The following is a 24,381-nucleotide window of genomic DNA, read 5'->3' on the forward strand; positions in this document are numbered from 1 at the left end:
CCCGATGACATCCAGCAACGGAACCGGCACGCATGGCGCAGTCCTCGCGGACGCCGCCCCCGAGAAGGACACGCCGATCGTCGAACTGCGCAACGCGGGCAAGTCGTACGGCAATATCCGCGCCCTGCACAGCGTCGACCTGAAGGTCTTTCCGCAGCAGGTCACCTGCGTCCTCGGCGACAACGGCGCCGGCAAGTCCACCCTCATCAAGATCATCTCGGGGCTGCACCAGCACACCGAGGGCGAGTTCCGAGTCGACGGCGAGCCGGTGCGCTTCTCCACCCCGCGCGAGGCGCTCGACAAGGGCATCGCCACCGTCTACCAGGACCTCGCCGTGGTCCCGCTGATGCCGGTGTGGCGGAACTTCTTCCTCGGCTCCGAGATGACCAAGGGCCCCTGGCCCATCCGCCGCCTCGACATCGAGCGGATGAAGAAGACGGCCGACGAAGAGCTGCGCAACATGGGCATCATCCTCGATGACCTGGAGCAGCCCATCGGCACGCTTTCCGGCGGCCAGCGCCAGTGCGTGGCGATCGCCCGAGCCGTCTACTTCGGCGCCCGTGTCCTGATCCTGGACGAGCCCACCGCCGCCCTCGGCGTCAAGCAGTCCGGTGTGGTCCTGAAGTACATCGCCGCCGCCCGCGACCGAGGCCTCGGCGTCATCTTCATCACCCACAACCCCCACCACGCCTACATGGTCGGCGACCACTTCAGCGTGCTGCGCCTGGGCACCATGGAACTGAACGCCTCCCGCGACGACGTCAGCCTCGAAGAGCTGACCAACCACATGGCCGGCGGCACCGAACTCGCCGCCCTCAAGCACGAGTTGGCGCAGGTGCGCGGCGTCGACGTCGAGGAGCTTCCGGAAGAGGGGGACCTCACCGCCCCCGTGGCGACCTCCTCCGAAGGGAAGTCCCTGAAATGACCCCTGCGCTGGACCGCATCCGGGTCGGCTCGGCCCCCGACTCCTGGGGCGTCTGGTTCCCCGACGACCCCCAGCAGGTGCCCTGGGAACGCTTCCTGGACGAGGTCGCGGAGGCCGGCTATCCCTGGATCGAGCTGGGCCCCTACGGCTATCTCCCGACCGACCCGGCGCGGCTCACCGACGAGATCGCCAGGCGTGATCTGAAGGTGTCCGCGGGCACGGTCTTCACCGGCATGCACCGTGGCCCCTCCGTCTGGGAGTCCACCTGGGAGCACGTCAGCCAGGTCGCCGCGCTCACCCAGGCCATGGGCGCCCGGCATCTCGTCGTCATCCCGTCCTTCTGGCGCGACGACAAGACCGCCGAGATCCTCGAACCGCCGGAGCTGACCGGCGAGCAGTGGGCGCACCTCACCAAGGGCATGGAACGGCTCGGACACGAGGTCAAGGAGGCGTACGGCCTCGACATCGTCGTCCACCCGCACGCCGACACCCACATCGACACCGAGGACCATGTCGAGCGGTTCCTCGACTCGACCGACTCCGACCTGGTCAACCTCTGCCTGGACACCGGCCATTACGCCTACTGCGGCGGCGACAGCGTCAAGCTGATCGAGACGTACGGCGAGCGCATCGGCTATCTGCACCTCAAGCAGGTCGACCCGGAGATCCTCGCCGACGTGGTGGCGAACGAGGTGCCGTTCGGGCCTGCGGTGCAGCGCGGGGTGATGTGCGAACCCCCGTCCGGGGTACCGGAGTTGGAGCCGGTTCTGGTCGCGGCCCAGAAGCTTGGCGTGGAACTGTTCGCGATCGTCGAGCAGGACATGTACCCGTGCGAGCCCGACAAGCCCCTGCCCATCGCTGTCCGTACACGGAAGTTCCTGCGGTCCTGTGGCGCCTGACCACGGGAAATGATCCTTGTTAGACAGAGCGTCATATTACTGAAGCGTAATAATCCGAGGGATACCGCGAGTAACTTACGCGTGAGTAGGGTCGCGGCAATCCGCTGTGGAGCGGTCCGAGGACGCCGTGGGACGACGTGCGTCCTCGACCCCACCCTGCCCGGCCCCACCCCCACGAGGCCGGGCAGGCCGCTCTGCATGCACTCCTCAGGAGGACGCATGTCTCTCGGAAGACGCCTGGTGATAGCGGTGTCCACCGCCGCCTGCCTCGGTGCCCAGGCCCTGCCGGCCGCCGCGGCGACGGACTCGGACACCGAGGTGGTGTCCCGTGGTGTCACGATCCCCGCGTTCTACAACCCGCCGGCCTCACTCCCGGCGGCCAATGGCGCGTTGATCCGCAGTGAGCCGCTGCACCTCGCCCTGAGCCTGCCCGGCCTGAACGGAACACTGCCGGGCGAGGCGACCCGTCTGATGTACAAGTCCACTGATTCCAATGGCAGACCGGTGGCCGTCACCGGCGCCTACATCGAACCCTCCGCCGCCTGGAAAGGCTCCGGTCCACGCCCGCTGGTCGCGGTGGCCCCCGGCACCATGGGGCAGGGCGACCAGTGCGCGGCCTCCATGGGCCTGGAGCACCCGCTCCGGCTCAACGGCCAGACAGTGTCCCTCGGTTACGAGAATCTGGCGATCTACCGGCTGCTGGCCAAGGGCGTCGCGGTCGTCGTCACCGACTACGCCGGCCTCGGCGCGACGGACCGGCTGCACACGTACGTCAACCGTGCCGACGAGGCGCACGCGGTGCTGGACGCCGTCCGCGCGGCCCGTGCCCTCGCCGGAGCGTCCGTCACCTCCGGGTCGAAGGTAGGCCTGTACGGCTACAGCCAGGGCGGCGGGGCCTCGGCCGCGGCAGCCGAGCTGCAGCCCTCGTACGCCCCGGAGTTGACGCTCGCGGGCACCTACGCCGGCGCACCACCGGCCGACCTGAACGCGGTCACCAAGGCCATCGACGGCAGCGACCTCGCCGGGGCCCTGGGCTGGTCGCTCAACGGGTTCCTGCAGTCCGACCCGGAGCTGCGGCCGATCGCCGACGCCCACCTCAACGAGAAGGGCAAGGCCGCACTGAAGGACCTGTCGACGATGTGCGTCGGCGACGCGCTCTTCGGCTACGCCTTCGCCAAGAGCACGAACTGGACCAAGGACGGCCGGTCGATCAGCGAGATCATCCGCTCCGAGCCCAAGGTCCAGACGTTCCTCGACGAACAGCGCATCGGCACGCATGCGCCGAAGAGCCCCGTCCGCCTCGCCACCGGCACCGCGGACAACCTCGTACCGCACGGACAGGCCCGCGATCTCGCCGCCACGTGGTGCAAGAAGGGAGTCGACATCACCTACAAGGCGGTGGTCCTGCCCAGCCTCGGGGACGCGCTGCTCAACCACTTCGCCCCCCTGCTCGCCGATCAGGGGTCGGCGATCTCGTGGCTGACGGACCGTCTCGCTGGCGAGCCGGCGAAGTCCAACTGCTGGAGCATGCCCGTCCAGCCGTGAGAAGAGGGCTCGGTGAGAAGGAGGGGGCTCGGCGGTCGAACCGCCGAGCCCCCTTTCTCGTACGTCAGACCGCGCGCACTTCCTCGATCGTCACCGGCCGGTGCTCGTGCAGCGACAGCGTGCACGCGTCCGCGATCCAGCCCGCTTCCAGCGCGTCCGCGACCGTGCACGGCGAGGGCCGGGTACCGGCCACGACGTCGGTGAACGCGGTGAGTTCGGCGCGGTAGGCCGCGGCGAAGCGGTCCATGAAGAAGTCGTGCGGGGTGCCGGACGGGAAGGTCACGCCGGGCTCGACCGAGCGCAGCGGCAGCTTGTCCTCCAGGCCGACGGCGATGGAGTCCGTGAAGCCGTGGAGCTCCATGCGGACGTCGTGACCCCGGGCGTTGTGGCGGGAGTTGGAGACCACGGCGATCGTGCCGTCGTCCAGGGTGAGGATCGCGCCGGTGGTGTCGGCGTCGCCCGCCTCCTTGATGTAGTCGGCACCCCGGTTGCCGCCGACGGCGTACACCTCCGTCACCTCGCGGCCGGTCACCCAGCGGATGATGTCGAAGTCGTGCACCGAGCAGTCGCGGAAGATGCCACCGGAAGCGGCGATGTACGCGGCCGGCGGCGGCGCCGGGTCGAGCGTGGTCGACCGTACGGTGTGCAGCTTGCCCAGCTCGCCGCTCCGCACGGCGGCCCGCGCGGCGACGAACCCGGCGTCGAAGCGGCGGTTGTAGCCGATCTGGATCGGCACGTCGCTGCCCTCGACGGCCTTCAGTACCTCGACGCCCTCGCTCATCGTCCTGGCGACGGGCTTCTCGCAGAACACGGGGATACCCGCCTCGACCCCGGCCAGGATCAGCGCGGGGTGGGCGTCCGTCGCCGCGGCGACGACGATGCCGTCCACGCCGGCGGCCAGCAGGGCCTCGGGCGAGTCCACGACCTCGGCTCCGAACCGCTCCGCGGCGGCCTTGGCGGCCTCCGCGAACGGGTCGGTGACGACGAGGGAGTCGACCGCGTCGAGTCCGGAGAGAGTCTCGGCGTGGAAGGCGCCGATGCGGCCGAGGCCGAGGATGCCGATACGCATGGGGTGTTGCTCCTTGGAGGGTGCGGGTTTCTTGCAGAGAGGTCTTAGTCGAGTCCGCCGAGTACGTTCTGGTCCCAGTCGATCACCGAACCGGTGACCACGCCCGACCGGTCCGACAGCAGGAAGACCACGAAGTCCGCGATCTCGTCCGGCTGGCCCAGCTTTCCCATCGGCAGCTTCGCGGCAGCCTCCTCCTGCCAGTCGTCCTCCGCGCCGTGGAAGGTCTTCTGGGTCGCGTCCTCGCCCTCGGTCGCGGTCCAGCCGATGTTGAGGCCGTTGATCCGGATCCGGTCCCAGCGGTGTGCGTGCGCGGCGTTGCGGGTCAGGCCGATGAGCCCGGCCTTGGCGGCGACGTACGGCGCCAGGAACGGCTGTCCGCCGTGGGCCGAGGACGTGATGATGTTGACGATCGTGCCGGGCGCCTTGCGCGCCACCATGTCCTCGACGGCGGCCTGCATGGTGAAGAAGGGCGCCCTGAGGTTGATCGCGATGTGCTGGTCGAACAACTCGGGCGTGGCGTCAAGGAGCGTGCCCCGCGAGGTCAGCCCGGCCGAGTTGACCAGGCAGTCGATCCGGCCGTACGTGGCGACTACGTCACCGACGGCCGTCCGCGCCTGCCCGGCGTCCGCCAGGTCGACCCGGATGAACATGGCCTTGCCGCCGGCGGCCGTCAGCTCGGTCACCAGCGCCTCGCCGGGGGCCGTACGCCGGCCGGTCACGGCCACAGTCGCTCCCTCGCGGACCGCTGCCCGGGTGACGGCGGCGCCGACGCCCTGACTGCCGCCGCCCACGAGGACGACCTTGTCGTCGAGAAGTCCCATATCTGGTCGGGTCCTTTCAGCTCTCGCGCCGCTCGGCGCCGGCCCGCAGCTCGTCACGCAGAGCCTCGGATGTCCATGCCTCACGCACGGCCCGCCGTACGACGTCGGCCTGCGAGGAGGGGGCCAGACCGTCGACCGGCGGATCGCTGTCGAGGTTGGTGGGGAAGGGGTAGCCCTCGGCGCTCGCGGCGATGACGTTCTCCAGCCAGCGCTCGCCTTCGGACCTGCGCTTCAGCAGCACGGGGAAGACGGCGTTCGCGATCGCCTCCCGGTCCACCGTCTCCATCGCCCGCCCGAACGCGGAGGACACCTGGAGGAGGTTGGCCATCCGCCGGATGTCCGCGGAGCGGTTGGTGCCGGCGGCGTGGAACAGGGCCGGGTTGAAGAAGACGGCGTCGCCCTTGGCGAGCGGGAGCTGGACGTGCCGGTCCTCGAAGCAGTCCTGGAACTCCGGCAGTCGCCACGCCAGATAGCCGGGTTCGTACGACTGCGAGTACGGCAGGTACATCGTCGGGCCGGACTCCACCGGCATGTCGCAGTGCGCGACCGCGCCCTGAAGGGTGAGCACGGGGGAGAGGCGGTGGACGTGCGCCGGGTAGGCGGCGGCCGTCTCGTTGGAGAGGAACCCGAGGTGGTAGTCCCGGTGCGCGGTCTGGGCCGTGCCGCCCGGGTTGACCACGTTGACCTGCGAGGTGACCTGGTAGCCGGGGCCGAGCCAGGCCTGCGAGACGAGAGCCAGGATGTCGTTGGCGTAGTAGTCGGCGAACGCCTCGGGGTCGTAAAGAGCCGCCTTCTCCAGCGCGTTCCACACCCGGTCGTTGGCGCCGGGCTTCGCGAAGTGGTCACCGGCGTTCGCACCCGAGGCGCGCTGCTCGGCGATCAGGGCGTCGAAGACGGCGGTGAGACGGTCGACGGCGTCCAGGTCCGGAAAGGCCCGCTTGAAGACGACGATGCCAGGTCCGTCGGTCAGCGCCCGGATCAGCTCGGCCTGGACGTCCCGGCGGCTCGCGTCGCGCAGCCGGTCACTGTCGTACACCAGGACGTTCCGCTCCACGGCCGCGGCGTGCGGGTAGTCGGCGGCCTCGGTCGTCCGCTCGACCAGCGCGCGGAAGGCGGCGAGGTCGCAGTCTTGCTCGGCCGGCCAGGAGGTGGAGGACATCGTCGTCCCTTCGGTGACAGCGGCGACTCAGCCCTGTCATTCTTGTCAGTACAAACCCTTCGAACAACCAGCAGGCAGCCATCAAAAACCCCTCAGGGCAACCGAAGGAGCCGTCCGCATGGGCCACCCCTTCCCGATCCGGGAGATCGCACGTCAGGCAGGCCTGAGCGAGGCCACCGTCGACCGCGTGCTCAATGGACGGGGAGGCGTGCGGGAGAGCACCGAGCGCGAGGTCCGGCAGGCCATCGCCGATCTGGACCGGCAGCGCACCCAGGTCCGGCTGGTCGGCCGCACCTTCATGATCGACATCGTGATGCAGACGCCGGAGCGGTTCTCCACCGCCGTGCGTGCCGCACTCGAAGCCGAGCTGCCGTCCCTGCACCCGGCCGTCGTACGCTCCCGCTTCCACTTCCGGGAGACCGGCCCGGTGCGGGAGCTCACCGCGACGCTGGACCGGATCGCCCGGCGCGGCTCGCAGGGCGTGATCCTCAAGGCGCCGGACGTCCCCGAGGTCACGGCCGCCGTCACCAGGCTCGCGGAGGCGGGCATCCCCGTGGTGACCCTGGTGACGGACCTGCCCGCCACGCCCCGCCTCGCCTACGTCGGCATAGACAACCGGGCCGCCGGGGCGACCGCCGCGTACCTCATGGGCCAGTGGCTCGGGGACCGCCCCGGCAATGTGCTCACCAGCCTCAGCAGCGAGTTCTTCCGCAACGAGGAGGAGCGCGAGATGGGCTTCCGGAGCGCCATGCGCGCCCGGCATCCGGAGCGCACGCTGGTCGAGATCGCCGAGGGACAGGGCCTCGACGCCACGCAGTACGACCTCGTCCGCGCCGCCCTGAAACGCGACTCCGACATCCGGGCGGTCTACTCGATCGGCGGCGGCAACATCGCCACCCTGCGCGCCTTCGAGGACCTGGGCCGGGAGTGCGTGGTGTTCGTCGCGCACGACCTCGACCACGACAACACCCGGCTGCTGCGCGAGCACCGGCTGTCCGCCGTCCTCCACCACGACCTGCGCCAGGACATGCGCGAGGCCTGCCACCTCGTCATGCGGGCCCATGGAGCCCTGCCGCCCGCGGGACCGACCCTGCCGTCCGCAATCCAGGTCGTCACGCCGTACAACATGCCTACGGCGTGACCCAGGCACCGCTCTCGGCGGACCGTGCCATCGCGTCGAGTACGGCCGCACTGTGCACGGCGTCCGCGAGCGTCGCCCCGTACGGCGTGCCCTCGACGATGGAGCGCAGGAAACGGTGGGCCTCGATGACCTTGAGGTCGTCGTAGCCCATGCTGTTGGCCGCGCCCGGCTGGAAGGCGGCGTACTCGCCGTCGCCGGGGCCGACGTAGACCGTACTGACGGGCTGGTCCTGGTACGTCGTGCCGCGGCTGACGCCAAGCTCATTCATGCGGCGGAAGTCCCAGAAGACGGCCCCCTTGGTGCCGTGCACCTCGAAGCCGTAGTTGTTCTGCTCGCCGACCGCGACCCGGCTGGCCTCCAGGACACCGCGGGCGCCGGAGGCGAAGCGCAGCAGGCAGCTGACGTAGTCCTCGTTCTCGACCGGGCCGAGTGCGCCGCCCGTGGCGCGGGTGTGACCGGCGGTGGCGCCGAGGGGGCGGGCCCGCTCGGGGACGAAGATCGCCGTGTCGGCGGTGAGGGACGCGATGTCGCCCAGAAGGAAGCGGGCCAGGTCGGCGCCGTGCGAGGCGAGGTCGCCCAGCACTCCGCTGCCGCCGCGCTCCCGCTCGTACCGCCAGGTCAGTGCGCCCTCGGGATGCGCCGCGTAGTCGCTGAAGAGCCGGATGCGGACATGCGTGACCGTGCCGATGTCGCCGGCCGCGATGAGCTCGCGGGCGGTCGCGACGGCGGGCGCGTTGCGGTAGTTGAAGCCGACCGCGCTCTGCACGCCGGCCTTGGCCACGGCGTCGGCGACCGACCGGGCGTCGTCGGCGGTGAGGCCGACCGGCTTCTCGATCCAGATGTGCTTGCCGGCCTCCGCCATCGCGACGCCGATCTCGCGGTGCAGGAAGTTCGGGGCGGTGATGCTGACCGCCTGGACCCGGGGATCGGCGGCCACCTCGCGCCAGTCGCGGGTGGTCGAGGCGAAGCCGAACTGCGCGGCGGCCTCCTCGGCCCGGCCGGGCACCTCCTCGGCGACGGTCACGAGTTCGGGCCGGAGGGGCAGTTGGGGGTAGTGGTGCGGGACTCGGGCGTACGCCTGGGTGTGCACCCGGCCCATCCAGCCGAATCCGACGACGGCGACACCGAGCGTATCCACCATGAGAGCCCCTCTACGGCCACGTGGGCCTCTTTGGACCGGTCCATTCCTTGTCCAGGCCACCCTGAGCGGGGTTTCCGCATGGTGTCAAGGGCTTTGACAAGACGTCCACCTCGTGGAACGGTCCACTTCATGAGAGCGCCGACCATCCGAGACGTGGCAGAGCACGCCGGTGTCTCCAAGTCGCTGGTCTCACTGGTGCTGCGTGGCTCCGCGCAGGTACGGCCGGAGAAGCGGGACGCCGTGCTGCGGGCGGTGCGCGAGCTCGGCTACCGCCCCAACGCCGCCGCGCGCAGCCTCAGCGAGCAGCGCTCCCGCACGGTCGGCGTCCTCCTCAACGACCTGCGCAATCCGTGGTTCGTGGACCTTCTGGACGGCCTCAACTCACTCCTGCACGACAACGGCCTGCACATGCTGCTGGCCGACGCCCGCCTCAACCGCCGCATAGGCCAGGACCTCGCCCGTCCCTTCCTGGACCTCCAGGTCGACGGCCTGGTCGTGGTCGGCACCCTGCCCGACCCGGCGGCGCTCGGTGCGGTCGCCGAGCGGATCCCGGTCGTCGTCGCGGGCGCACGCGAGGCGGTGCCGGCCGGCGTCGACGTGGTCGCGGGCGACGACGAGAAGGGCGCGCGGCTGGTCACCGAGCACCTCATCGGGCTCGGCCACCGGCGGATCGCGCACATCGCGGGCTTCGGCGCGGTCGGCGAACTGCGGCGGCGCAGCTTCGAGGAGACGATGCGGGCCCACGGTCTCGCGGACGGCGCGGTGGTCGAGCCCAGCGACATGACCGAGGAGGGCGGCTACCGGACCACCGTCCGCCTGCTGAGCCGCCCCGCCCGGCCCACCGCCGTCTTCGCCGTCAACGACATCGCGTCCGCCGGTGCCTTGTCGGCCGCCGACGAGCTGGGCCTGCGCGTCCCACGCGACGTGTCCGTCGTCGGCTACGACAACACCAGCATCTCCCGACTGCGCCACGTCTGGCTCACCACCGTCGACAACGCCGGCCACGAGGTCGGCCGCCGCGCGGCCCGCCGCCTGCTCGACCGGTTCGAGGGACGCGGAGGGCAGGGGGACGTCCACCTCGCCGTGCCGACGCTGGAGATCCGGGGGACGACGGGACCGCCGCCGACAACGGCGTAGGCCCTGCGCAGCGTCACGTGCACCGGGTGGCGGGCCTGCAGGTGGCGGGTGATCGTTTACGGGACACTCTGTACGGCCGTGAGGGGAGCACCCATGGTGGCCAGACCGGCGTCCCTGTCCGGACCGTCCCCGCAGGACACGCGGTCGGCCATGCTGTTCGGGGGCGTCTACGGCAGCGTGCTGGCCTGCGCCATGGTCGCCGCGCTCACGCAGTACGGCCACGCGTCCCGCGCGAGCCGCCGCTACGACGCCCTCTGGCTGGTGGTGACCGCGCTCGCCTCCGCCCTCGCGCACGGCTACGCGCACATCATCGCCGAGCGCGGACCGGACCGCGGCTGGGCCGCCCTGCGCTCGGTGCTGCGCACTCTCCTCGACGAGTGGCCCCTGGTCGCGGCCGTACTGCCGACCGTCTTCATCCTCGCGGGAGCGGGCTGGGGCTGGTGGCCTCCGAACGGCGTCGAGTACCCGGCGTTCATCCTCAACGTCACCCTCCTCTTCACTCTGGGCCTGGTCACCGCGCGCTGGTCGGGACGAGGCTGGGGTTCCGCGCTGCTGATCGGCGCGGCGGACGCGACGCTCGGGCTGGTCGTTGTCGTGGCGAACGCGGTCATCAAGTAGCGCGTGATCAAGCAGGGCCCTCTCGTCCTTCGGCCTTGCGGCCGCTCACCGCCCACGCGCGGGCGGTGAGCGGGATGGAGCCGTCCGGCGCGCTGGGGACAGCGGCCCGGAATGCGGCCCGCAGGAGGTCCCGGTCGGCCGGGGCGAGGGCGGCCACATAGCCCGGCGCGGGGCCCTGCCCGGCGAGGAACGGCTGCCACAGGTCGGTGAAGTCGGCGAAGACGGTGGGCACTTCGACGGGAACGACGGTTACGTCCACGAGGCCCGCGCCCGTCCACAGCGCGCGGAGCGGTTCGGGCCGGCAGACGGGGAATCGGCGGCCCTCGTCGAGCACCGCCGCTGCCGCATCCAGTGCGACGGCCGTGTCCCAGAACCGGCGCAGGAACTGCATGCCTTCGCCGTAGTCCCACACGTAGGCCGCGGCCAGACCGCCGGGCCGCAGCGCCCGCACCATCTCGGCGAGCGCCCGCGCGGGCGCCGGTAGGAAGTTCAGCGTCAGGCCGCTGACCACCACGTCGTACGCCGCGCCGCGCACCGGAAGCGACATCGCGTCCGTCACGACGAAGTGCACGCGACCGGGAACAGTGACGCGGGCCGAGCGCACGAACTCCTCCGACCGGTCGCCCGCCACCAGCAGGCGAGGGCGGTGCCGGGCGGACACGACTGCCGACAGCGCGCCCGTACCGCAGCCCACGTCGAGCCAGCGCAGAGCATCCGCGCAGTCGAGCCCCGCGACGAACTCCTCCGCCACCCTTCGGCTCCAGCGGCCCATGAACCGCTCATAGGCGGGCCCCGCCGCCCACACGTCGAACCGTCGCTCGTTCTCCATGGGGCCACGATCCCGGGAATCCCGTCCGCGAGCACGACACGTCTCCAAGTCTCCAAGCCTCCCAGGTGAATGAGTCATCCATGAATTGGTTGACTTTTGGCTGAGCGATCCAGAGGATTCCAGGGGTGACCCACACCGAGCGCGCGCCCCTGAGTCCGGCTCTGCCCTCCGACCTGGACGAGGCGGTCCACCGCTGCCTCGTGGCGGGCTTCGACGGCACCACGTCCGTCCCCGACACGCTCAAGCGGCTCATCGACCGTGGCCTCGGTGGGGTCATCCTGTTCACCCGCAATGTGCGGGACGCGGCGCAGGTCCGCGAACTCACCGACACGCTACGGGCGTTGCGGCCCGACCTGCTGGTGGCCATCGACAACGAGGGCGGCGGCATCGGACACCTGGTGCGTGCAGGTGCCCCCGAGGTGCCCGGCTCCTACGCCCTCGGCGTCGTCGACGACCCCGAGCTGACCGCGCGCTGTGCCGACGCCCTCGCCGGACACCTCGCCTCGCTGGGCATCACGGCCTCGTACGCTCCCGTCGCCGATCTGCAGCACCAGCCCCTCAACCCGATCGTGCGGACACGTTCCTTCGGCGCCGACCCTGATGCGGCCGCCCGCCACCTGAGCGCCTGGATCGCCGCGACCGAGGCGCGCGGGATCGCCTCGTGCGCCAAGCACTTCCCGGGGCACGGCGGCACGGTCACCGACAGCCACCACGAGACGGCCGTCGATCCGCGGCCGTACGACGAACTCGACCTCGCGCCGTTCCGGGCCGCTGTCGCCGCGGGTGTGCCGATGCTGATGAGCGCGCACGTCGTCTTTCCTGCGCTGGACCCCGACCGGCCCGCCACGCTCAGCCCGCGCGTCCTCAGCGGGCTGCTCCGGGACGAACTCGGCTTCGAGGGCGTGCTGGTGAGCGACGCGCTGGAGATGAAGGCGATCGCCGAGCGGTACGGCGAGGCTGCGGGGGCGCGGCTCGCGCTGGGCGCCGGGGCGGATCAAGTCATCGTGGCGGTACCGGACTTGGGGGTGACTCTGGCCTGCCGGGATGCGGTGATCGATGGGTTGCGGACCGGTGAGTTGTCGGAAGGGCGGGTGCGGGAGGCCGCGGGGCGGGTGCGGGCCCTTGTTCGGCGGTACGCGACTGAGGCCGCGGTGGTTTCCGGATGGGACGCGGGGGTGGGGCTGGAGGCCGCGCGGCGGGCGGTGCGGGGGCAGAGCGAGCCGATGCGGTTGCGTGGAGCGTTCGTCGTCGATCTGTTTCCGCCGCCGCATCCGGCGCTCAACTGGGGCGGGGAGGATCTGTTGAGCGAGGTGCGGGAGGTCGACGGCACGGCTTCGGGGGTGGCCGTCACGGGGGAGCCGGCGGATTCCGGTGCGCTGGTGGACGAGATCTCGCGGATGGCCGGTGAGTCGCCGTTGGTCGTCGCCACGTGTGATGCCGGGCTGCATCCCTGGCAGGAGCGGATGCGGGATGCGGTGGTGGGGCGGCGCTCGGATGTGGTGCGGGTGGACACGGGGCTGCCGGAGGGCGGTGCGTTGTGTTCGTTCGGGCGGGGGCGGGTCAATCTGCGGGCTGTGGCAGAGGTGCTGAGCGCGTAGCCATGGGCCGTCACTGCCGCATCCTCGGGTCGTGCGTGGGGTCGGCATACATGGCGGGGCAACCGTCATCGACGGCCTCGGGGCGGAGCTCGTAGTGCCACGGCTCGTTGCCGTAGATCTGGCACAGTCCGTACTCGGCGCCGTGTTCGGACAGCCACGTCGTGGCGTTGTCCTGCCCTATGTCGATCGCGTCCCCCGACACGTGAGGTGACGTGTCCGCTGTGGCCACCCATCGCGCGGCTTCTTCTTCCGAGCCGTACTCCGCGACCGCCTCACGAAGAAGCTGATTCTGCAGTTCCGCGGAACGCCAGCCGCTGTTGACGTAGAACTTGACGCCGTCGCCGGCGGCATCCGTCGCCGCCTCGCGCACGACCCGGAGCAGATCGGGGTCGAGCTTGGTGACGCCGGGATAGCCGTCGTCGAACACGGTCACGCCGTCGGGGAGAGCGCCGTCAGCCTCGCCCAGTACACCTTTGGGGGCCGCACGCCTGTGGTCTCCCTGAGAGGTGTCGGTGGGTGATGCCGCTGAGGAGGGCGGGGACGTCGGCGAGGAGGGCAAGGAAGCCGACGAGGAGGGCGAGGACGCCAGCGACTGCCAGATGAGTACGCCGATGAGCGTCGCGCTGATGGCCACGAAGGCAGCGAGGATGGCCGGTCGGGTACGGCGGGCCGCTTTTCGTGCTGATTGGCTGTGTGTCATGCCCGCAGTCAAGGCAGCGCGGTGTTGCCCGCCCGTATGCGGTTTTCGATACGGCGACGATATGTGCCGACTCGTAGCCTTGGAATATGCGTGTGTTGATCGTCGAGGACGAGCCCTATCTGGCCGAGGCCATCCGTGATGGCCTGCGCCTGGAAGCGATCGCGGCGGACATCGCAGGTGACGGCGACACCGCTCTGGAACTGCTGAGCGTCAACGCCTACGACATCGCCGTCCTCGACCGGGACATCCCCGGACCCAGCGGTGACGAGATCGCCAAGAGCATCGTCGGCTCCGGCAGCGGCATGCCGATCCTCATGCTCACCGCCGCCGACCGTCTGGACGACAAGGCCACCGGGTTCGAGCTCGGCGCCGACGACTACCTCACGAAACCGTTCGACCTGCGGGAACTCGTGCTCAGGCTCAGAGCGCTCGACCGCAGGCGTGCGCACACGAGGCCGCCGGTGCGGGAGATCGCGGGTCTGCGCCTTGATCCGTTCCGCCGGGAGGTCCACCGTGACGGCCGCTACGTCGCGCTGACCAGGAAGCAGTTCGCGGTGCTCGAAGTCCTGGTCGCCGCCGAGGGCGGTGTCGTCAGCGCCGAAGATCTGCTGGAGCGGGCGTGGGACGAGAACGCCGACCCCTTCACCAACGCCGTGCGGATCACCGTCTCCGCACTGCGCAAGCGTCTGGGCGAACCCTGGATCATCGCCACCGTGCCGGGCGTCGGCTACCGCATCGACACGGCACCCGGCACCGGACGTGAGGGACGAGACCGTGGATAGGCGGCCCGGGTTGAGCGTTCGCGTCAAACTCACCCTCAGCTACGCCGGATTCCTCATGCTCGCCGGTGCCTTGCTGCTCGCCGCCATCGGAGTGTTTCTCCTGCAGGAGGGGTGGCTGCAAACCAACCCACAGGGGGCGTGGAGATCAACTCCGGGCACCACCTTCGTGCGCGGGTTCGCCCCCATGGCAGCCGCAGTAATGGTGTTCCTCCTGGTATTCGGCCTCCTGGGGGGTTGGATCCTCGCCGGCCGTATGCTCGCTCCCCTGACTCGCATCACCGATGCCACCCGCACGGCCACGAATGGATCGCTCTCCCACCGGATCCGGCTGCCGGGCCGCAGAGACGAGTTCCGCGAACTCGCCGACGCCTTCGACACGATGCTCGCGCGGCTCGAAGCTCACGTCGACGAGCAGCGGAGATTCGCCGCCAACGCCTCCCACGAGCTGCGCACCCCGCTGGCGATCTCGAAGACCCTGATCGAGGTGGCCCGCACCGACCCGAACCACGACACCGGCGAGGTCATCGCCCGCCTCGAAGCCGTCAACACCCGGGCGATCGACCTCACCGAGGCACTGCTCCTGCTCAGCCGCGCCGACCAGCGGTCCTTCACCCGCGAACCGGTCGACCTCTCCCTCCTCGCCGAAGAAGCCACCGAAACGCTCCTCCCCCTCGCGGAAAAGCACGGCGTCACCATCGAGACCTCCGGCGAGATCACCCCCACCGTCGGGTCCCAAGCGCTCCTGCTGCAGCTGACCACGAACCTCGTGCACAACGCGATCGTCCACAACCTGCCCGGTCAGGGGAGGGTGTGGGTGACTACTGGCGTCCGCCCCAGGAGCGTGGTGCTCACCGTCGAGAACACCGGCGAGAAGCTCAGCCCCCAGCTGGTCTCCACACTCACCGAACCATTCCAGCGCGGCACCGAGCGCGTTCACACGGACCACGCGGGCGTCGGCCTCGGCCTGGCCATCGTCAAGCGGATCGCCCAAGTACACGACGGATCCCTCACCATCTCCCCGCGCCCCGCGGGCGGACTCCGTATCGCCGTTCAACTGCCCGCCCCACCACCCCACACAGCTGACAACGAGGACAACTGATCAGTGAGCGAAGCAGTGCAAGACCTTGCGGATGCGCGGCAGCAGGACGAAGCCAAGGGGCGCGCCGAGAACCTGAACGTGATCCGCCTCCTCTCCCGACCCGGGCCGTGGAAGCGTGGCCCGGTGCTCGCGGCGCTGGCGCTGCTGCTCGGCCTGTTCATGCTGCTGCACGCGCGGATCCCGAACGGGATCGGGGGTCTCGGCAGCCTGGTGGAGACGTTCCTTCCGTGGTTCGGCCTGTTCATTCCGGTGCTGCTGGCCGCCGCGCTGTGGCGCCGCTCCGCCTCCGCGGTGGTCGCGCTGCTGCTGCCGGTCACGGTGTGGCTGAACCTCTTCGGCGGGCTGCTCGGCGACAAGTCACACGCGGGCAGCGACCTCACCGTGGCCAGCCACAACGTCGGCGCCGACAACCCCGACCCGGCCGGCACCGCGCGTGACCTGATCGCCTCCGACGCGGACGTGCTGGCCCTGGAGGAGATCACCGCACAGGCGAAGCCGCTGTACGAGAAGGAACTGGCGAAGACGTACCCCCACCACACGGTGCTGGGCACGGTCGGGCTGTGGAGCAGGCTGCCGCTGTCGGACACCCGGCCGGTCGACATCGAGCTGGACGCCGGGCCGCTGGGGGACGCCAAGCCGGCCGAGGTCAAGCTGGCCTACAACCGGGCGCTGCGCACCACGGTGGCCACGGACCAGGGGCCGCTGGCGGTGTACGTGGCCCACCTGGGGTCCGTACGGGTAACTCCCAGGACGGGCTTCTGGACGGACAGCCGGGACAGAAACGCACAGGCGCTCGCCGAGGCCCTCGCCACCGAGCGGAACGAGCGGGTGGTGCTGCTCGGCGACCTCAACGGCACCATGGACGATCGAGCGTTGGACGGCATCACCTCGCAGCTGCACTCGGTCCAGGACGAGGCCGGGGACGGCTTCGGCTTCAGCTGGCCTGCGTCCTTCCCTGTGGCGCGGATCGACCAGATCCTCGTCCGTGGCGTGGAGCCGCGGAGCTCGTGGGTGCTGCCGGAGACCGGCAGCGACCACCTGCCGGTGGCGGCCGGCATCAGCTGGTGAACGCTGCTGGAAAGGGCTTGGGCCGTACGGCTTCCTTGATTCCTCGCGCCGTCAAGTAGTCGCCGTCCGCTGCCCGTTCCGCCAGCACGACCGCCGGGCGTACGCCCTCTCTGCGCATGCGCATCCATGCCTCGAAGTACGCGCCTCCCGGACCGGAGACAGAGCGTGTTGCGGGAGTGCACTCCAGCACCAGGGCCGTTTCGCGCGTCGGGGCTGAACGCGGGGCGGTACGGAGTTCGGCGACCGTGTCGGCGAGTGCCGTCGCGATCGGCTTCGCCCGGCCCGTCGCGTCGAACAGGCCCAGGGTGTATTCGAGTTCGGGGTAGTCGGCCAGGGCGCGGTCCACGTCGTGGGAGGACCACCACGTGACGCCCCACAGGTCCGTGCAGTCGGCCGCGTTCCGCAGGGTCGCGCGGGCGAAGTCCGGGGCGTCGGCGGCGGGGATGTGGGGCTCGGGCGCGCCGGTCTCCTGGACCCAGACCGGCCTTGCGGGGTCGTCGGCGTACGCCTTGGCGAGTTCCGTGCCGTACTCGGCGAGGTGCAGGACCTGGGGGGAGCGGGGGCCGTAGCGACGGGCGCAGTCGCCGGAGAAGACCCAGGGGTGGACGGTGGTGAGGTCGCCCTTGCGGGCGGAGGCCTCGGGGGTGAAGGGGTGGTCGTCGCCGTACCAGACGGCGTCGTAGGCCGAGTGCGTGACCAGGTGGTTCGCGGCGGGCAGGCCCTCCCCGGCGGCGGTCAGGAGCGTGTCGAGGTAGTGGTCCACCTCGGCGACCGTCACCGGGTTGTGTTCGACCAGGTTGTTGAGTTCGTTGCCGAGTTGGAGGCCCAGGAGGTTGGGGCGGTCGGCGAGGGCTCGGCCCAGGGTGCGCAGGAGCTGGGCCTGTGCCTCGATGGCTTCTGGGTCGGTGAACACGTTGCGGTGATGCCAGCTGCGGGTCCACTCCGGGTAGAAGTCGAAGCTGGACAGATGGCCCTGGACGCCGTCCACGAGGACGTCGAGGCCGGCCTCGGCCGCGAGGTCGACCAGGTGCGCCAGCTGGTCCACGGCGGTGGTGCGGATGAGGGTGCGGTTGGGCTGGAGCAGGGGCCAGAGGTGGAAGACGCGGATGTGGTCGAGGCCCAGCGCGGCGATCTGGGCGAGGTCCTCGCGGGCGTGCTCCGGGTCGAAGTCGTGCCAGGAGTGGAACCAGCCGCGGCGGGGCGTGTAGTTGACGCCGAAGCGGGGCGTGGATGCGCTCATGGGTCCTCCTCGGACGGCGTCGGGCCTTGTCTCCGGCGAATGTATCAACCACCATGGTTGCCGATGAACAATAATTTGAACCAGGATCTCGTGGTCGGCCTGGACGCCGGCGGCACTCGGACCCGTGCCGTCCTGGCCTCAGCCCACGACGGCCTGCCGCAGGGTGAGGGCACCGGCGGACCGGGCAACGCCTTGACCGTCCCGGTGCCGGAACTCACCGACCATCTGGCCGAGGCCGTCGCCCAGGCCGTGCCGGAGCCGCTGCGCGCCCGGGTCGGGGCCGTCGCGGGCGGCTTCGCGGGCGCGTCACGGACGGCCGCCGACGAGCCCGGGCGGCTCAGGGCGCAGTCCGCCCTCTCCGCCGCGCTGGGGCGGCTGGGCATCCCCGCCGTGTCGGTCGAGATCTACAGCGACATCGAGGCGGCGTTCGCCTCCGCCCCCGGCTTCCCCGCCGACGGCCTCGCCCTGGTCGCCGGCACCGGCGCGGTCGCCGCCCGGATCACCGGACGCCGCTGCACGGCGACCGCGGGCGGCGACGGCTGGCTGCTCGGCGACGACGGCAGCGGCTTCTGGATCGGCCGCAGCGCCGTCCGGGCCGCCCTGCGCATGGCCGACGGACGCGGCGGGCCGACCCTGCTGGCCGCCTCGGTCGGACGGGAACTGGGACTTCCGGACCACGTGCTGCCGTACGGCGGTCAGGAGTGGACCCGCGAGCAGCGCGAGGTCTACCGCATGCATGTGCTCCCCGCCGTGATGGCCCGCCCGCCGGTCCAGCTCGCCCGTCTCGCACCCCTCGTGGTCGAGGCGGCCGGCGACAAGGACGTCGTAGCGGAGGCGATCCTCCAGGAGGCGGCCGATCAACTGACCGACACCCTCTGCGCGTTGGACCCGCACCCGGGGGAACGGGTCGTCGCGACGGGAGGGCTGATCGACCCGCTGCTGACCCTCCTCACCGACCGGCTGCCGGAGTTCACGATCCACCAGGTGGCCGACGGCTGCCCTGGAGCCGTCGCCCTCGCCCGACTGGGGCTCGGACGGTGACGACGTACCGGGACCCGGCCGCCCCCGTCGAGGTCCGCGTCCGCGATCTGCTCGCCCGTATGACCCTGCGGGAGAAGGTCGGTCAGCTCAACCAGCGCATGTACGGCTGGGACGCCTACCGCCGCACCCCCGACGGCGCCTTCGAACTCACCGAAGCCCTGCGTGCCGAGACCGAGCGCTTCGCCGGACTCGGCGCCCTCTACGGGTTGCTGCGCGCCGACGCCTGGTCCGGCGTCGATCACACGACCGGAGCCGGTGCGGCCGACAGCGCGGAACTTGCCGATCTAGTGCAATGTCACATCGTACAGACCAGCCGCCTCGGCATCCCCGCCCTCTTCGTCGAGGAAGTGCCGCACGGCCACATGGCCCTGGACGGCACGGTCTTCCCGGTCAACCTGGCCGTCGGCGCCACCTGGGACCCCGCGCTGTACGAGCGCGCCGCCGCCCACGCCGCCGCCGAACTGCGCGCCCGCGGCGGCCACGTCGCCCTCGTCTCCGCGCTGGACATCGCCCGCGACCCACGCTGGGGCCGCACCGAGGAGTGCTTCGGCGAGGACCCCTACCTCGCCGCCCGTCTCACCGAGGCACTCGTTCGCGGCATGCAGGGCCAGGGAGAACTCTTCGCCGCCGACAAGGCCCCCGTCGTCCTCAAGCACTTCGCCGGACAGGGCGCCACCGTCGGCGGACGCAACTCGGCCGAGTCCGAACTCGGGCCGCGCGAACTCCACGAGATCCACCTCCCCGCCGCCCGGGCCGGAGTCCGTGCCGGAGCCGCCGCCGTCATGGCCGCGTACAACGAGGTCGACGGTCTGCCCTGCGCCGGCAATCGCGCCCTCCTCCACGAACTCCTGCGTGAGCGCTGGGGTTTCGAGGGCCTGGTCATGGCGGACGGGCTGGCCGTGGACCGGCTGGCCCGGATCGCCGGCGACAAGGTGTCCGCAGGAGCCCTCGCCCTCAACGCCGGGGTGGACCTGAGCCTGTGGGACGAGGGCTTCACGCACCTGGAGCAGGCGGTCGAACGCGGGCTGGTGACTGTGGCGGCCCTGGACGCCGCCGTGGCGCGTGTCCTGCGCCTGAAGTTCCGGCTCGGCCTCTTTGAACAACCCTACGGATCAAGCCAGTTGGCGCCACCAGATGGCCGCGAGCTGAGCACCTCCCTCGCCCGCTCCGCCGTCACCCTCCTCCACAACGACGCCGGTGTGCTGCCCATACGCCCCACGGTCTCCCGTATCGCCGTCCTGGGCCCGCACGCCGCCACCAGCGCCCACCAACTCGGCGACTACACCGCCCCGCAGCGCCCCGGCACGGGAACCAGCGTGCTCGACGGCCTACGCCGACTCGCCCCGCCCGGCGTCGACCTCCGCCACGCCCGCGGCTGCGCCCTGACCGGCGACGACCTGTCCGGCATCCCCGAGGCGGTCGCCGCCGCGGCAGCGTCCGACCTGGCCGTGCTGGTGCTGGGCGGCAGCAGCGCCCGCACCCCCGACACCGAGTTCGCCGCCAACGGCGCCGCCGTGACGGCCGTATCGGAGATGACCTGCGGCGAAGGCGTGGACCTCGCCGGACTACGGCTCGGCGCCGCCCAGCACACCCTGCTGGACGCCGTCGTCGCGACCGGCACACCCACGGTGGTCGTCCTGATCCAGGGCCGCCCGCACGCCGTACCCGAGGCCGGACGCGCGGCGGCCCTGCTCATCGCCTGGTATCCGGGCCCCTGGGGCGGCGACGCGATCGCCGAGGTGCTGCTCGGGCTGGCGGAGCCGAGCGGCCGGCTCCCCGTCTCCGTCCCGCGCTCGGCGGCCCAACTCCCCGTCTACTACAACCACAAGGACACCGAGTACGGCGGTTACGTCGACGAAAGCGCCGAGCCGCTCTACTCCTTCGGGCACGGGCTGTCGTACACGACCTTCGAGTACGGCACGCCACGCCTGTCGGGGCGCACGGTCGAGGTCGATGTCACCAACACCGGGGACCGGTACGGGCGTACGGTCGTGCAGGTCTATCTCAGACGCCTGATCACGTCCGTCTGGCCGCGCACCCTCGAACTGTGTGCGTTCGAGGGTGCGGGCCTCGCGCCGGGCGAGCGGCGTACGGTCACGCTGGCCCTCGGTGCCGATCTGACCGGCGTGGTCGAGATCCGCGTCGCCGAGTCGTCGCGGGCCGCACTGAAGGCCGTACCCCTACAGCTTCACCGCTCCTGACGACACGCCCTTGTAGAACCACCGTTGCGTGATGACGAACAGGACGAGCACCGGGATCACAGAGATCACCGACCCGGCCATGACCATCCGCTGGTCGTAGCCGAACGACGAACTCTGCAGCCGCGACAGACCCAGCGTCAGTGTCATGTTGCTCTCCGAGCGCAGCACGATCAGCGGCCAGAGGAAGTCGTCCCAGGCACTGATGAAGGTGTTGATGATCACCACCATGATCGCGCCCCACGCGGACGGCAGATACAGATGGCGGAAGCGCTGCCACTCGTTCGCGCCGTCGAGCATGGCCGAGTCCTCGATCTCGCGCGGCACCGCGAGGAACGCGGCGCGCATCAGCAGGACGTTGATCGCGCCGACGAAGCCGGGCAGCCACACCCCCGCCAGGCTGTCGACGAGCCCGAGGTCGCGGATGCTGAGAAACAGCGACACCATGATCGACTCGAAGGGGAACATCATCGAGGCGATCAGCACGACCCAGACCGCCTTGCGGCCCTTCCAGCCGGGCTTGGAGAGCATGTAGCCGGCGGTGGTGGAGAAGACGAGCTGGCTGGTGACCGACAGGACGACCACGATCATGCTGTTGCGGATGTACGTGGCCACCGGCACCTGCTCGAAGATCGTCCGGTAGGCCCGCAGGGTCGGGTCGTGCGGCAGCAGGGTGGCGTTCGCGCCGAAGACGTCCTCGCCGGTGCTCTTCAGGGAGGCCAGGAGCTGCCAGAGGAGCGGTCCTACGGTGAGGCCGAGCACGAGGAACAACAGCAGGTAGCGGACGAGCAGTTCGCGGGGGCGGCCGTAGTCCCGCCAACGGGGCATCAGACGGCGGCGCTTGGCCGGAACAGCGGCCGTGGTCATGCGTCGTCCTCCTTCGTCAGGCGCTGCGCCAGCAGGGTGAGCCCCAGCGTCAGCAGGAACAGGGCCACGCTGACGGCCGAGCCGTAACCGGCGTTGCCGGTGATCGGGTCCAGGCCGACGTCCCGGATGTAGAAGGGCAGGGTGCGGTCCGCGCCGCCGGGGCCGCCGGTGGAGCTGCCGAGCATGTAGATCTCGGTGAACACCCTCAGGGAGCCGATGCCGGTGAGCGTGCCGACGAGCATCATGGCGTGCCGGACGCCCGGCATCGTGATGTGCCAGAAGCGGCGGATCGAGCCCGCGCCGTCCATGGCCGCCGCCTCGTGCAGTTCCTTGGGCACGTTCCCGAGGGCGGCCAGGTAGAAGACCATGTACCAGCCGAGCCCCTTCCACAGCGTCAGGCCCATCGCGGACAGCAGGATCAGCCACGGGTCGGACAGGAACGGGATGGCGTCCCTGATCAGATGGGCCTTCTCCAGCCAGGTGTTGACCAGTCCGTCGTCGGCCAGCAGCCACTGCCAGCTCAGGCCCACGACCACGCTGGAGGCGAGGACGGGGGTGTAGAAGGCGGAGCGGAAGAAGCCGATGCCCGGCAGGTTCTTCTCCACCAGGACGGCCAGCATCAGCGGCAGCAGCACCATCAGCGGTACGACGATCAGCGCGTACAGGACGCTGTTACGGGTCGCCAGCCAGAAGTCGGAGTCGTTCAGCATGCGCGTGTAGTTGTCCAGCCCGACGAAGCCGGAGGCGCCGCCGAGCGGCTTGGCGTCGGTGAACGACAGCAGCAGGGTGTTGAGGAAGGGGAACACCCCGAAGATCACCGCGCAGCCGACCGCCGGCGCGGTCCACAGCCAGGGGAGCCACCAACGGCGGTACATCGCCGCTCCGTTGGCATCGGTCGCCGGGCCCGGCAACAGTGCGCGGAGTCGAGAGGGTTTCGTGCCCGGTGCGGAGTCCGTGCGCTCCGCACCGGATACGGACACCGGCTTCGTGATCTGAGCCGTCACCGTCAGCCTGCCTGCTTCAGCAGCTCGTTGGACTTCTCCTGGGCGTCCTTGACGGCGTCCGCCGCGCTCTTCTTGCCCTGCATGGCCAGCTGCACCTGGGACACGATGGCGTTCTGCACGGCCGGGGAGAGGTTGGTCTGGTTGGTGTCGGCCGTCTTGAGCTGGTCGGCGACGAGCTTGCGGGCCTGGGAGAACGGGTCGTCGCCGGTGACGTTCTGGAAGAACGGATCGTCCAGCGAGGCCGTGGTGGTCGGGAAGATCACCACGCTGGGGTCCTTGCACCAGGCCGTCTGGTTCTCGGCGTTGGTCAGGAACTTCGCGAACGCCAGCGCCGTGGGGGCGTTCTTGCTGGTCGCGGCGACCGAGATGTACTGCGGGGCACCGGCGGAGGCGCGGCCGAGCGCGTCGTAGGGCTGCTGGCCGACGGCCGTCTTGGCATAGACCGACGGGCTGTTGTCCTTCACGAACCGAACGAAGCTCGGGTTCGTCGAACCGTAGGCCACCTTGCCCTGGCTGTAGAGCGTGGACGGGTCGTTGCTGGAGGACAGCGAGTCCTTCGGCATCGCGCCCTCCTTGTACAGCTTCGCCATCCACTCGACCCACTGGACGGTGCGCGGGTCGTCGGCGAAGACGGCGGACTTGCCGTCGGTGGAGAGGACCTTGATGCCCATCTGGTCGAAGTCGGCCGGGATGCGCCAGATCGGGTTGGCCATGGTCGCGTAGAACTTGCCGCCGGCCGCCTTGGCGATCTTCTCGTAGTCGGCGAACAGTCCGAACATCGTCGTCGGCGGCTTCGCCGGGTCGATGCCGGCCTTCTTCAGCAGGTCGGTGTTGTACGTCAGGAGGACACCGCCGGTGTACCAGGGCAGCGTCGTGTGGATCGCCTTGCCGGTGGCGTCCTTGAAGGTGCTGGACTCCCAGAACGACGGGACGAACGGCTTCGAGGCGTCAGGGTCCTTGGCACCGACGTCGAGCAGGTAGCCGGCCTTGGTGAGGGCCGTCGCCGTCGGCGCGTTGACGTTGATGACGTCCGCCAGCGTGCAGGCCTGGGCGTCGGCGACCGTGCGGCTGGTGAAGGTGTTGTCGCCGGGGTCGTCGATCCACTTGACCTTGGTGCCGGCGTTGGCCTTCTCGAACGCCTTGATGACGCCGTTGAAGAAGTCCCCGAAGTCTTTCTTCAGGTTGGTGGTCTGGAAGGTGATGTCACCGTCGATCTCGCCGGAGAGCTTTCCCGACCCGACGTTTCCCTTGTCGACCTTGCAGCCGCCCGCCGTGGCGTCCCCTCCGTCGGAGCCGCCCGACAGGCCGCAGCCGGCGGCGGTGAGCATCAGGGCGACGAGCCCCGCAACGGATCCGGTCAGTCTTGTAGCGCGCATTGCTGCCCTCCTGCGACCAGCCAGCTGCTGGTTCAATTAACCAACTTCGACTCCGATTGATGAAAATGTGGACCAGAATTCATCGGAGGTCAATGGGTTGCCATGTTGCTTTTAGGTTCCGCCG

21 protein-coding genes and 1 pseudogene are annotated in these 24,381 nt (G+C 70.4%); 12 read left to right on the forward strand and 10 right to left on the reverse strand.

All coding sequences use genetic code 11. The features are described 5' to 3' along the window. The first annotated feature begins 4 nt into the window (after positions 1 to 4). The 3 genes from ACTWQO_RS00805 to ACTWQO_RS00815 all read left to right on the forward strand — a co-directional run bounded on the left by ACTWQO_RS00805 (position 5) and on the right by ACTWQO_RS00815 (position 3,369). On the forward strand, positions 5 to 925 hold the full coding sequence (locus ACTWQO_RS00805; RefSeq protein WP_443235207.1) for an ATP-binding cassette domain-containing protein: 921 nt from the start codon (positions 5 to 7) through the stop codon (positions 923 to 925). Continuing rightward, on the forward strand, positions 922 to 1,824 hold the full coding sequence (locus tag ACTWQO_RS00810) for a sugar phosphate isomerase/epimerase family protein (RefSeq protein WP_443235208.1): 903 nt from the start codon (positions 922 to 924) through the stop codon (positions 1,822 to 1,824). The genes ACTWQO_RS00805 and ACTWQO_RS00810 overlap by 4 nt, the downstream gene beginning before the upstream one ends. Positions 1,825 to 2,043: 219 nt before the next feature. Continuing rightward, a complete protein-coding gene (locus ACTWQO_RS00815) occupies positions 2,044 to 3,369 on the forward strand; it encodes a lipase family protein (protein ID WP_443235209.1) in 1,326 nt (441 codons plus the stop codon). A 64-nt stretch (positions 3,370 to 3,433) separates the two neighbouring features. On the opposite strand, the gene ACTWQO_RS00820 is transcribed toward ACTWQO_RS00815, so the two are convergent. Genes ACTWQO_RS00820 through ACTWQO_RS00830 form a run of 3 tightly spaced genes read right to left on the reverse strand, consistent with a single transcriptional unit; the run spans position 3,434 to position 6,418 of the window. Beyond that, on the reverse strand, positions 3,434 to 4,438 hold the full coding sequence (locus ACTWQO_RS00820) for a Gfo/Idh/MocA family protein (protein WP_443235210.1): 1,005 nt from the start codon (positions 4,436 to 4,438) through the stop codon (positions 3,434 to 3,436). 44 nt (positions 4,439 to 4,482) lie between these two features. Further along, positions 4,483 to 5,259, reverse strand: coding sequence for an SDR family oxidoreductase (locus tag ACTWQO_RS00825; protein ID WP_443235211.1), 777 nt, complete (start codon positions 5,257 to 5,259; stop codon positions 4,483 to 4,485). A 16-nt stretch (positions 5,260 to 5,275) separates the two neighbouring features. Then, positions 5,276 to 6,418: a phytanoyl-CoA dioxygenase family protein gene (locus ACTWQO_RS00830; RefSeq protein WP_443235212.1), complete on the reverse strand. Its 1,143-nt coding sequence runs from the start codon at positions 6,416 to 6,418 to the stop codon at positions 5,276 to 5,278. 118 nt (positions 6,419 to 6,536) lie between these two features. Between ACTWQO_RS00830 and ACTWQO_RS00835 the strand changes: the two genes are divergently transcribed. Continuing rightward, on the forward strand, positions 6,537 to 7,559 hold the full coding sequence (locus ACTWQO_RS00835) for a LacI family DNA-binding transcriptional regulator (protein ID WP_443235213.1): 1,023 nt from the start codon (positions 6,537 to 6,539) through the stop codon (positions 7,557 to 7,559). Here the strand turns inward: ACTWQO_RS00835 and ACTWQO_RS00840 are convergent. Then, the gene (locus ACTWQO_RS00840) at positions 7,549 to 8,700 is read right to left on the reverse strand and encodes a Gfo/Idh/MocA family protein (protein ID WP_443235214.1); all 1,152 of its coding nucleotides are present in this window, start codon (positions 8,698 to 8,700) and stop codon (positions 7,549 to 7,551) included. The genes ACTWQO_RS00835 and ACTWQO_RS00840 overlap by 11 nt on opposite strands. Positions 8,701 to 8,829: 129 nt before the next feature. Between ACTWQO_RS00840 and ACTWQO_RS00845 the strand changes: the two genes are divergently transcribed. Continuing rightward, complete coding sequence (locus ACTWQO_RS00845) at positions 8,830 to 9,837, forward strand: LacI family DNA-binding transcriptional regulator (RefSeq protein ID WP_443235215.1); 1,008 nt, start codon at positions 8,830 to 8,832, stop codon at positions 9,835 to 9,837. Positions 9,838 to 9,930: 93 nt separating this feature from the next. Continuing rightward, positions 9,931 to 10,455 (forward strand): hypothetical protein, encoded by a 525-nt coding sequence (locus tag ACTWQO_RS00850; RefSeq protein ID WP_443235216.1) that lies wholly within the window; start codon positions 9,931 to 9,933, stop codon positions 10,453 to 10,455. Positions 10,456 to 10,462: 7 nt separating this feature from the next. Here the strand turns inward: ACTWQO_RS00850 and ACTWQO_RS00855 are convergent, their stop codons facing one another. Continuing rightward, positions 10,463 to 11,284: a class I SAM-dependent methyltransferase gene (locus ACTWQO_RS00855; RefSeq protein WP_443235217.1), complete on the reverse strand. Its 822-nt coding sequence runs from the start codon at positions 11,282 to 11,284 to the stop codon at positions 10,463 to 10,465. A gap of 125 nt (positions 11,285 to 11,409) precedes the next feature. Here ACTWQO_RS00855 and ACTWQO_RS00860 point away from each other — a divergent pair, with 125 nt between their 5' ends. Next, on the forward strand, positions 11,410 to 12,882 hold the full coding sequence (locus tag ACTWQO_RS00860; RefSeq protein ID WP_443235218.1) for a glycoside hydrolase family 3 N-terminal domain-containing protein: 1,473 nt from the start codon (positions 11,410 to 11,412) through the stop codon (positions 12,880 to 12,882). A gap of 10 nt (positions 12,883 to 12,892) precedes the next feature. Here the strand turns inward: ACTWQO_RS00860 and ACTWQO_RS00865 are convergent, their stop codons facing one another. Next, on the reverse strand, positions 12,893 to 13,315 hold the full coding sequence (locus ACTWQO_RS00865) for a M15 family metallopeptidase (protein WP_443235219.1): 423 nt from the start codon (positions 13,313 to 13,315) through the stop codon (positions 12,893 to 12,895). Between the two features lie 353 nt (positions 13,316 to 13,668). Here ACTWQO_RS00865 and ACTWQO_RS00870 point away from each other — a divergent pair, with 353 nt between their 5' ends. The 3 genes from ACTWQO_RS00870 to ACTWQO_RS00880 are packed head-to-tail and all read left to right on the forward strand — an operon-like array spanning position 13,669 to position 16,531. After that, positions 13,669 to 14,364: a response regulator transcription factor gene (locus tag ACTWQO_RS00870; RefSeq protein ID WP_443235220.1), complete on the forward strand. Its 696-nt coding sequence runs from the start codon at positions 13,669 to 13,671 to the stop codon at positions 14,362 to 14,364. Next, on the forward strand, positions 14,357 to 15,463 hold the full coding sequence (locus tag ACTWQO_RS00875; protein WP_443235221.1) for a sensor histidine kinase: 1,107 nt from the start codon (positions 14,357 to 14,359) through the stop codon (positions 15,461 to 15,463). The genes ACTWQO_RS00870 and ACTWQO_RS00875 overlap by 8 nt, the downstream gene beginning before the upstream one ends. A gap of 3 nt (positions 15,464 to 15,466) precedes the next feature. After that, positions 15,467 to 16,531, forward strand: coding sequence for an endonuclease/exonuclease/phosphatase family protein (locus ACTWQO_RS00880; protein WP_443235222.1), 1,065 nt, complete (start codon positions 15,467 to 15,469; stop codon positions 16,529 to 16,531). Here ACTWQO_RS00880 and ACTWQO_RS00885 read toward each other — a convergent pair. Further along, positions 16,521 to 17,771: a glycoside hydrolase 5 family protein gene (locus ACTWQO_RS00885; RefSeq protein WP_443235223.1), complete on the reverse strand. Its 1,251-nt coding sequence runs from the start codon at positions 17,769 to 17,771 to the stop codon at positions 16,521 to 16,523. The two genes, ACTWQO_RS00880 and ACTWQO_RS00885, sit on opposite strands and share 11 nt — an antisense overlap. A 63-nt stretch (positions 17,772 to 17,834) precedes the next feature. Between ACTWQO_RS00885 and ACTWQO_RS00890 the strand changes: the two genes are divergently transcribed. Both ACTWQO_RS00890 and ACTWQO_RS00895 read left to right on the forward strand, forming a co-directional pair. Next, a complete protein-coding gene (locus tag ACTWQO_RS00890) occupies positions 17,835 to 18,812 on the forward strand; it encodes an N-acetylglucosamine kinase (RefSeq protein ID WP_443235224.1) in 978 nt (325 codons plus the stop codon). Positions 18,813 to 18,871: 59 nt separating this feature from the next. After that, positions 18,872 to 21,029, forward strand: a pseudogene (locus tag ACTWQO_RS00895) (glycoside hydrolase family 3 N-terminal domain-containing protein). Here the strand turns inward: ACTWQO_RS00895 and ACTWQO_RS00900 are convergent. Genes ACTWQO_RS00900 through ACTWQO_RS00910 form a run of 3 tightly spaced genes read right to left on the reverse strand, consistent with a single transcriptional unit; the run spans position 20,993 to position 24,257 of the window. Then, positions 20,993 to 21,877, reverse strand: coding sequence for a carbohydrate ABC transporter permease (locus ACTWQO_RS00900; protein WP_443235225.1), 885 nt, complete (start codon positions 21,875 to 21,877; stop codon positions 20,993 to 20,995). The pseudogene ACTWQO_RS00895 and the gene ACTWQO_RS00900 overlap by 37 nt on opposite strands. Further along, the gene (locus ACTWQO_RS00905; RefSeq protein WP_443235226.1) at positions 21,874 to 22,881 is read right to left on the reverse strand and encodes a carbohydrate ABC transporter permease; all 1,008 of its coding nucleotides are present in this window, start codon (positions 22,879 to 22,881) and stop codon (positions 21,874 to 21,876) included. The genes ACTWQO_RS00900 and ACTWQO_RS00905 overlap by 4 nt, the downstream gene beginning before the upstream one ends. A gap of 2 nt (positions 22,882 to 22,883) precedes the next feature. After that, positions 22,884 to 24,257 (reverse strand): extracellular solute-binding protein, encoded by a 1,374-nt coding sequence (locus ACTWQO_RS00910; RefSeq protein ID WP_443235227.1) that lies wholly within the window; start codon positions 24,255 to 24,257, stop codon positions 22,884 to 22,886. Between the last annotated feature and the right edge of the window lie 124 nt (positions 24,258 to 24,381).

This window comes from Streptomyces sp. 4N124 (genome assembly GCF_052245395.1).
Lineage (GTDB): Bacteria > Actinomycetota > Actinomycetes > Streptomycetales > Streptomycetaceae > Streptomyces.

Coding starts and splice junctions, on each gene's coding strand:
- ACTWQO_RS00825 (WP_443235211.1), bottom strand. CDS start 5,259: ATGGGACTTCTCGACGACAAGGTCGTCCTCGTGGGCGGCGGCAGTCAG.
- ACTWQO_RS00835 (WP_443235213.1), top strand. CDS start 6,537: ATGGGCCACCCCTTCCCGATCCGGGAGATCGCACGTCAGGCAGGCCTG.
- ACTWQO_RS00845 (WP_443235215.1), top strand. CDS start 8,830: ATGAGAGCGCCGACCATCCGAGACGTGGCAGAGCACGCCGGTGTCTCC.
- ACTWQO_RS00900 (WP_443235225.1), bottom strand. CDS start 21,877: ATGACCACGGCCGCTGTTCCGGCCAAGCGCCGCCGTCTGATGCCCCGT.
- ACTWQO_RS00820 (WP_443235210.1), bottom strand. CDS start 4,438: ATGCGTATCGGCATCCTCGGCCTCGGCCGCATCGGCGCCTTCCACGCC.
- ACTWQO_RS00805 (WP_443235207.1), top strand. CDS start 5: ATGACATCCAGCAACGGAACCGGCACGCATGGCGCAGTCCTCGCGGAC.
- ACTWQO_RS00810 (WP_443235208.1), top strand. CDS start 922: ATGACCCCTGCGCTGGACCGCATCCGGGTCGGCTCGGCCCCCGACTCC.
- ACTWQO_RS00850 (WP_443235216.1), top strand. CDS start 9,931: ATGGTGGCCAGACCGGCGTCCCTGTCCGGACCGTCCCCGCAGGACACG.
- ACTWQO_RS00890 (WP_443235224.1), top strand. CDS start 17,835: ATGAACAATAATTTGAACCAGGATCTCGTGGTCGGCCTGGACGCCGGC.
- ACTWQO_RS00910 (WP_443235227.1), bottom strand. CDS start 24,257: ATGCGCGCTACAAGACTGACCGGATCCGTTGCGGGGCTCGTCGCCCTG.
- ACTWQO_RS00840 (WP_443235214.1), bottom strand. CDS start 8,700: ATGGTGGATACGCTCGGTGTCGCCGTCGTCGGATTCGGCTGGATGGGC.
- ACTWQO_RS00855 (WP_443235217.1), bottom strand. CDS start 11,284: ATGGAGAACGAGCGACGGTTCGACGTGTGGGCGGCGGGGCCCGCCTAT.
- ACTWQO_RS00885 (WP_443235223.1), bottom strand. CDS start 17,771: ATGAGCGCATCCACGCCCCGCTTCGGCGTCAACTACACGCCCCGCCGC.
- ACTWQO_RS00815 (WP_443235209.1), top strand. CDS start 2,044: ATGTCTCTCGGAAGACGCCTGGTGATAGCGGTGTCCACCGCCGCCTGC.
- ACTWQO_RS00870 (WP_443235220.1), top strand. CDS start 13,669: ATGCGTGTGTTGATCGTCGAGGACGAGCCCTATCTGGCCGAGGCCATC.
- ACTWQO_RS00830 (WP_443235212.1), bottom strand. CDS start 6,418: ATGTCCTCCACCTCCTGGCCGGCCGAGCAAGACTGCGACCTCGCCGCC.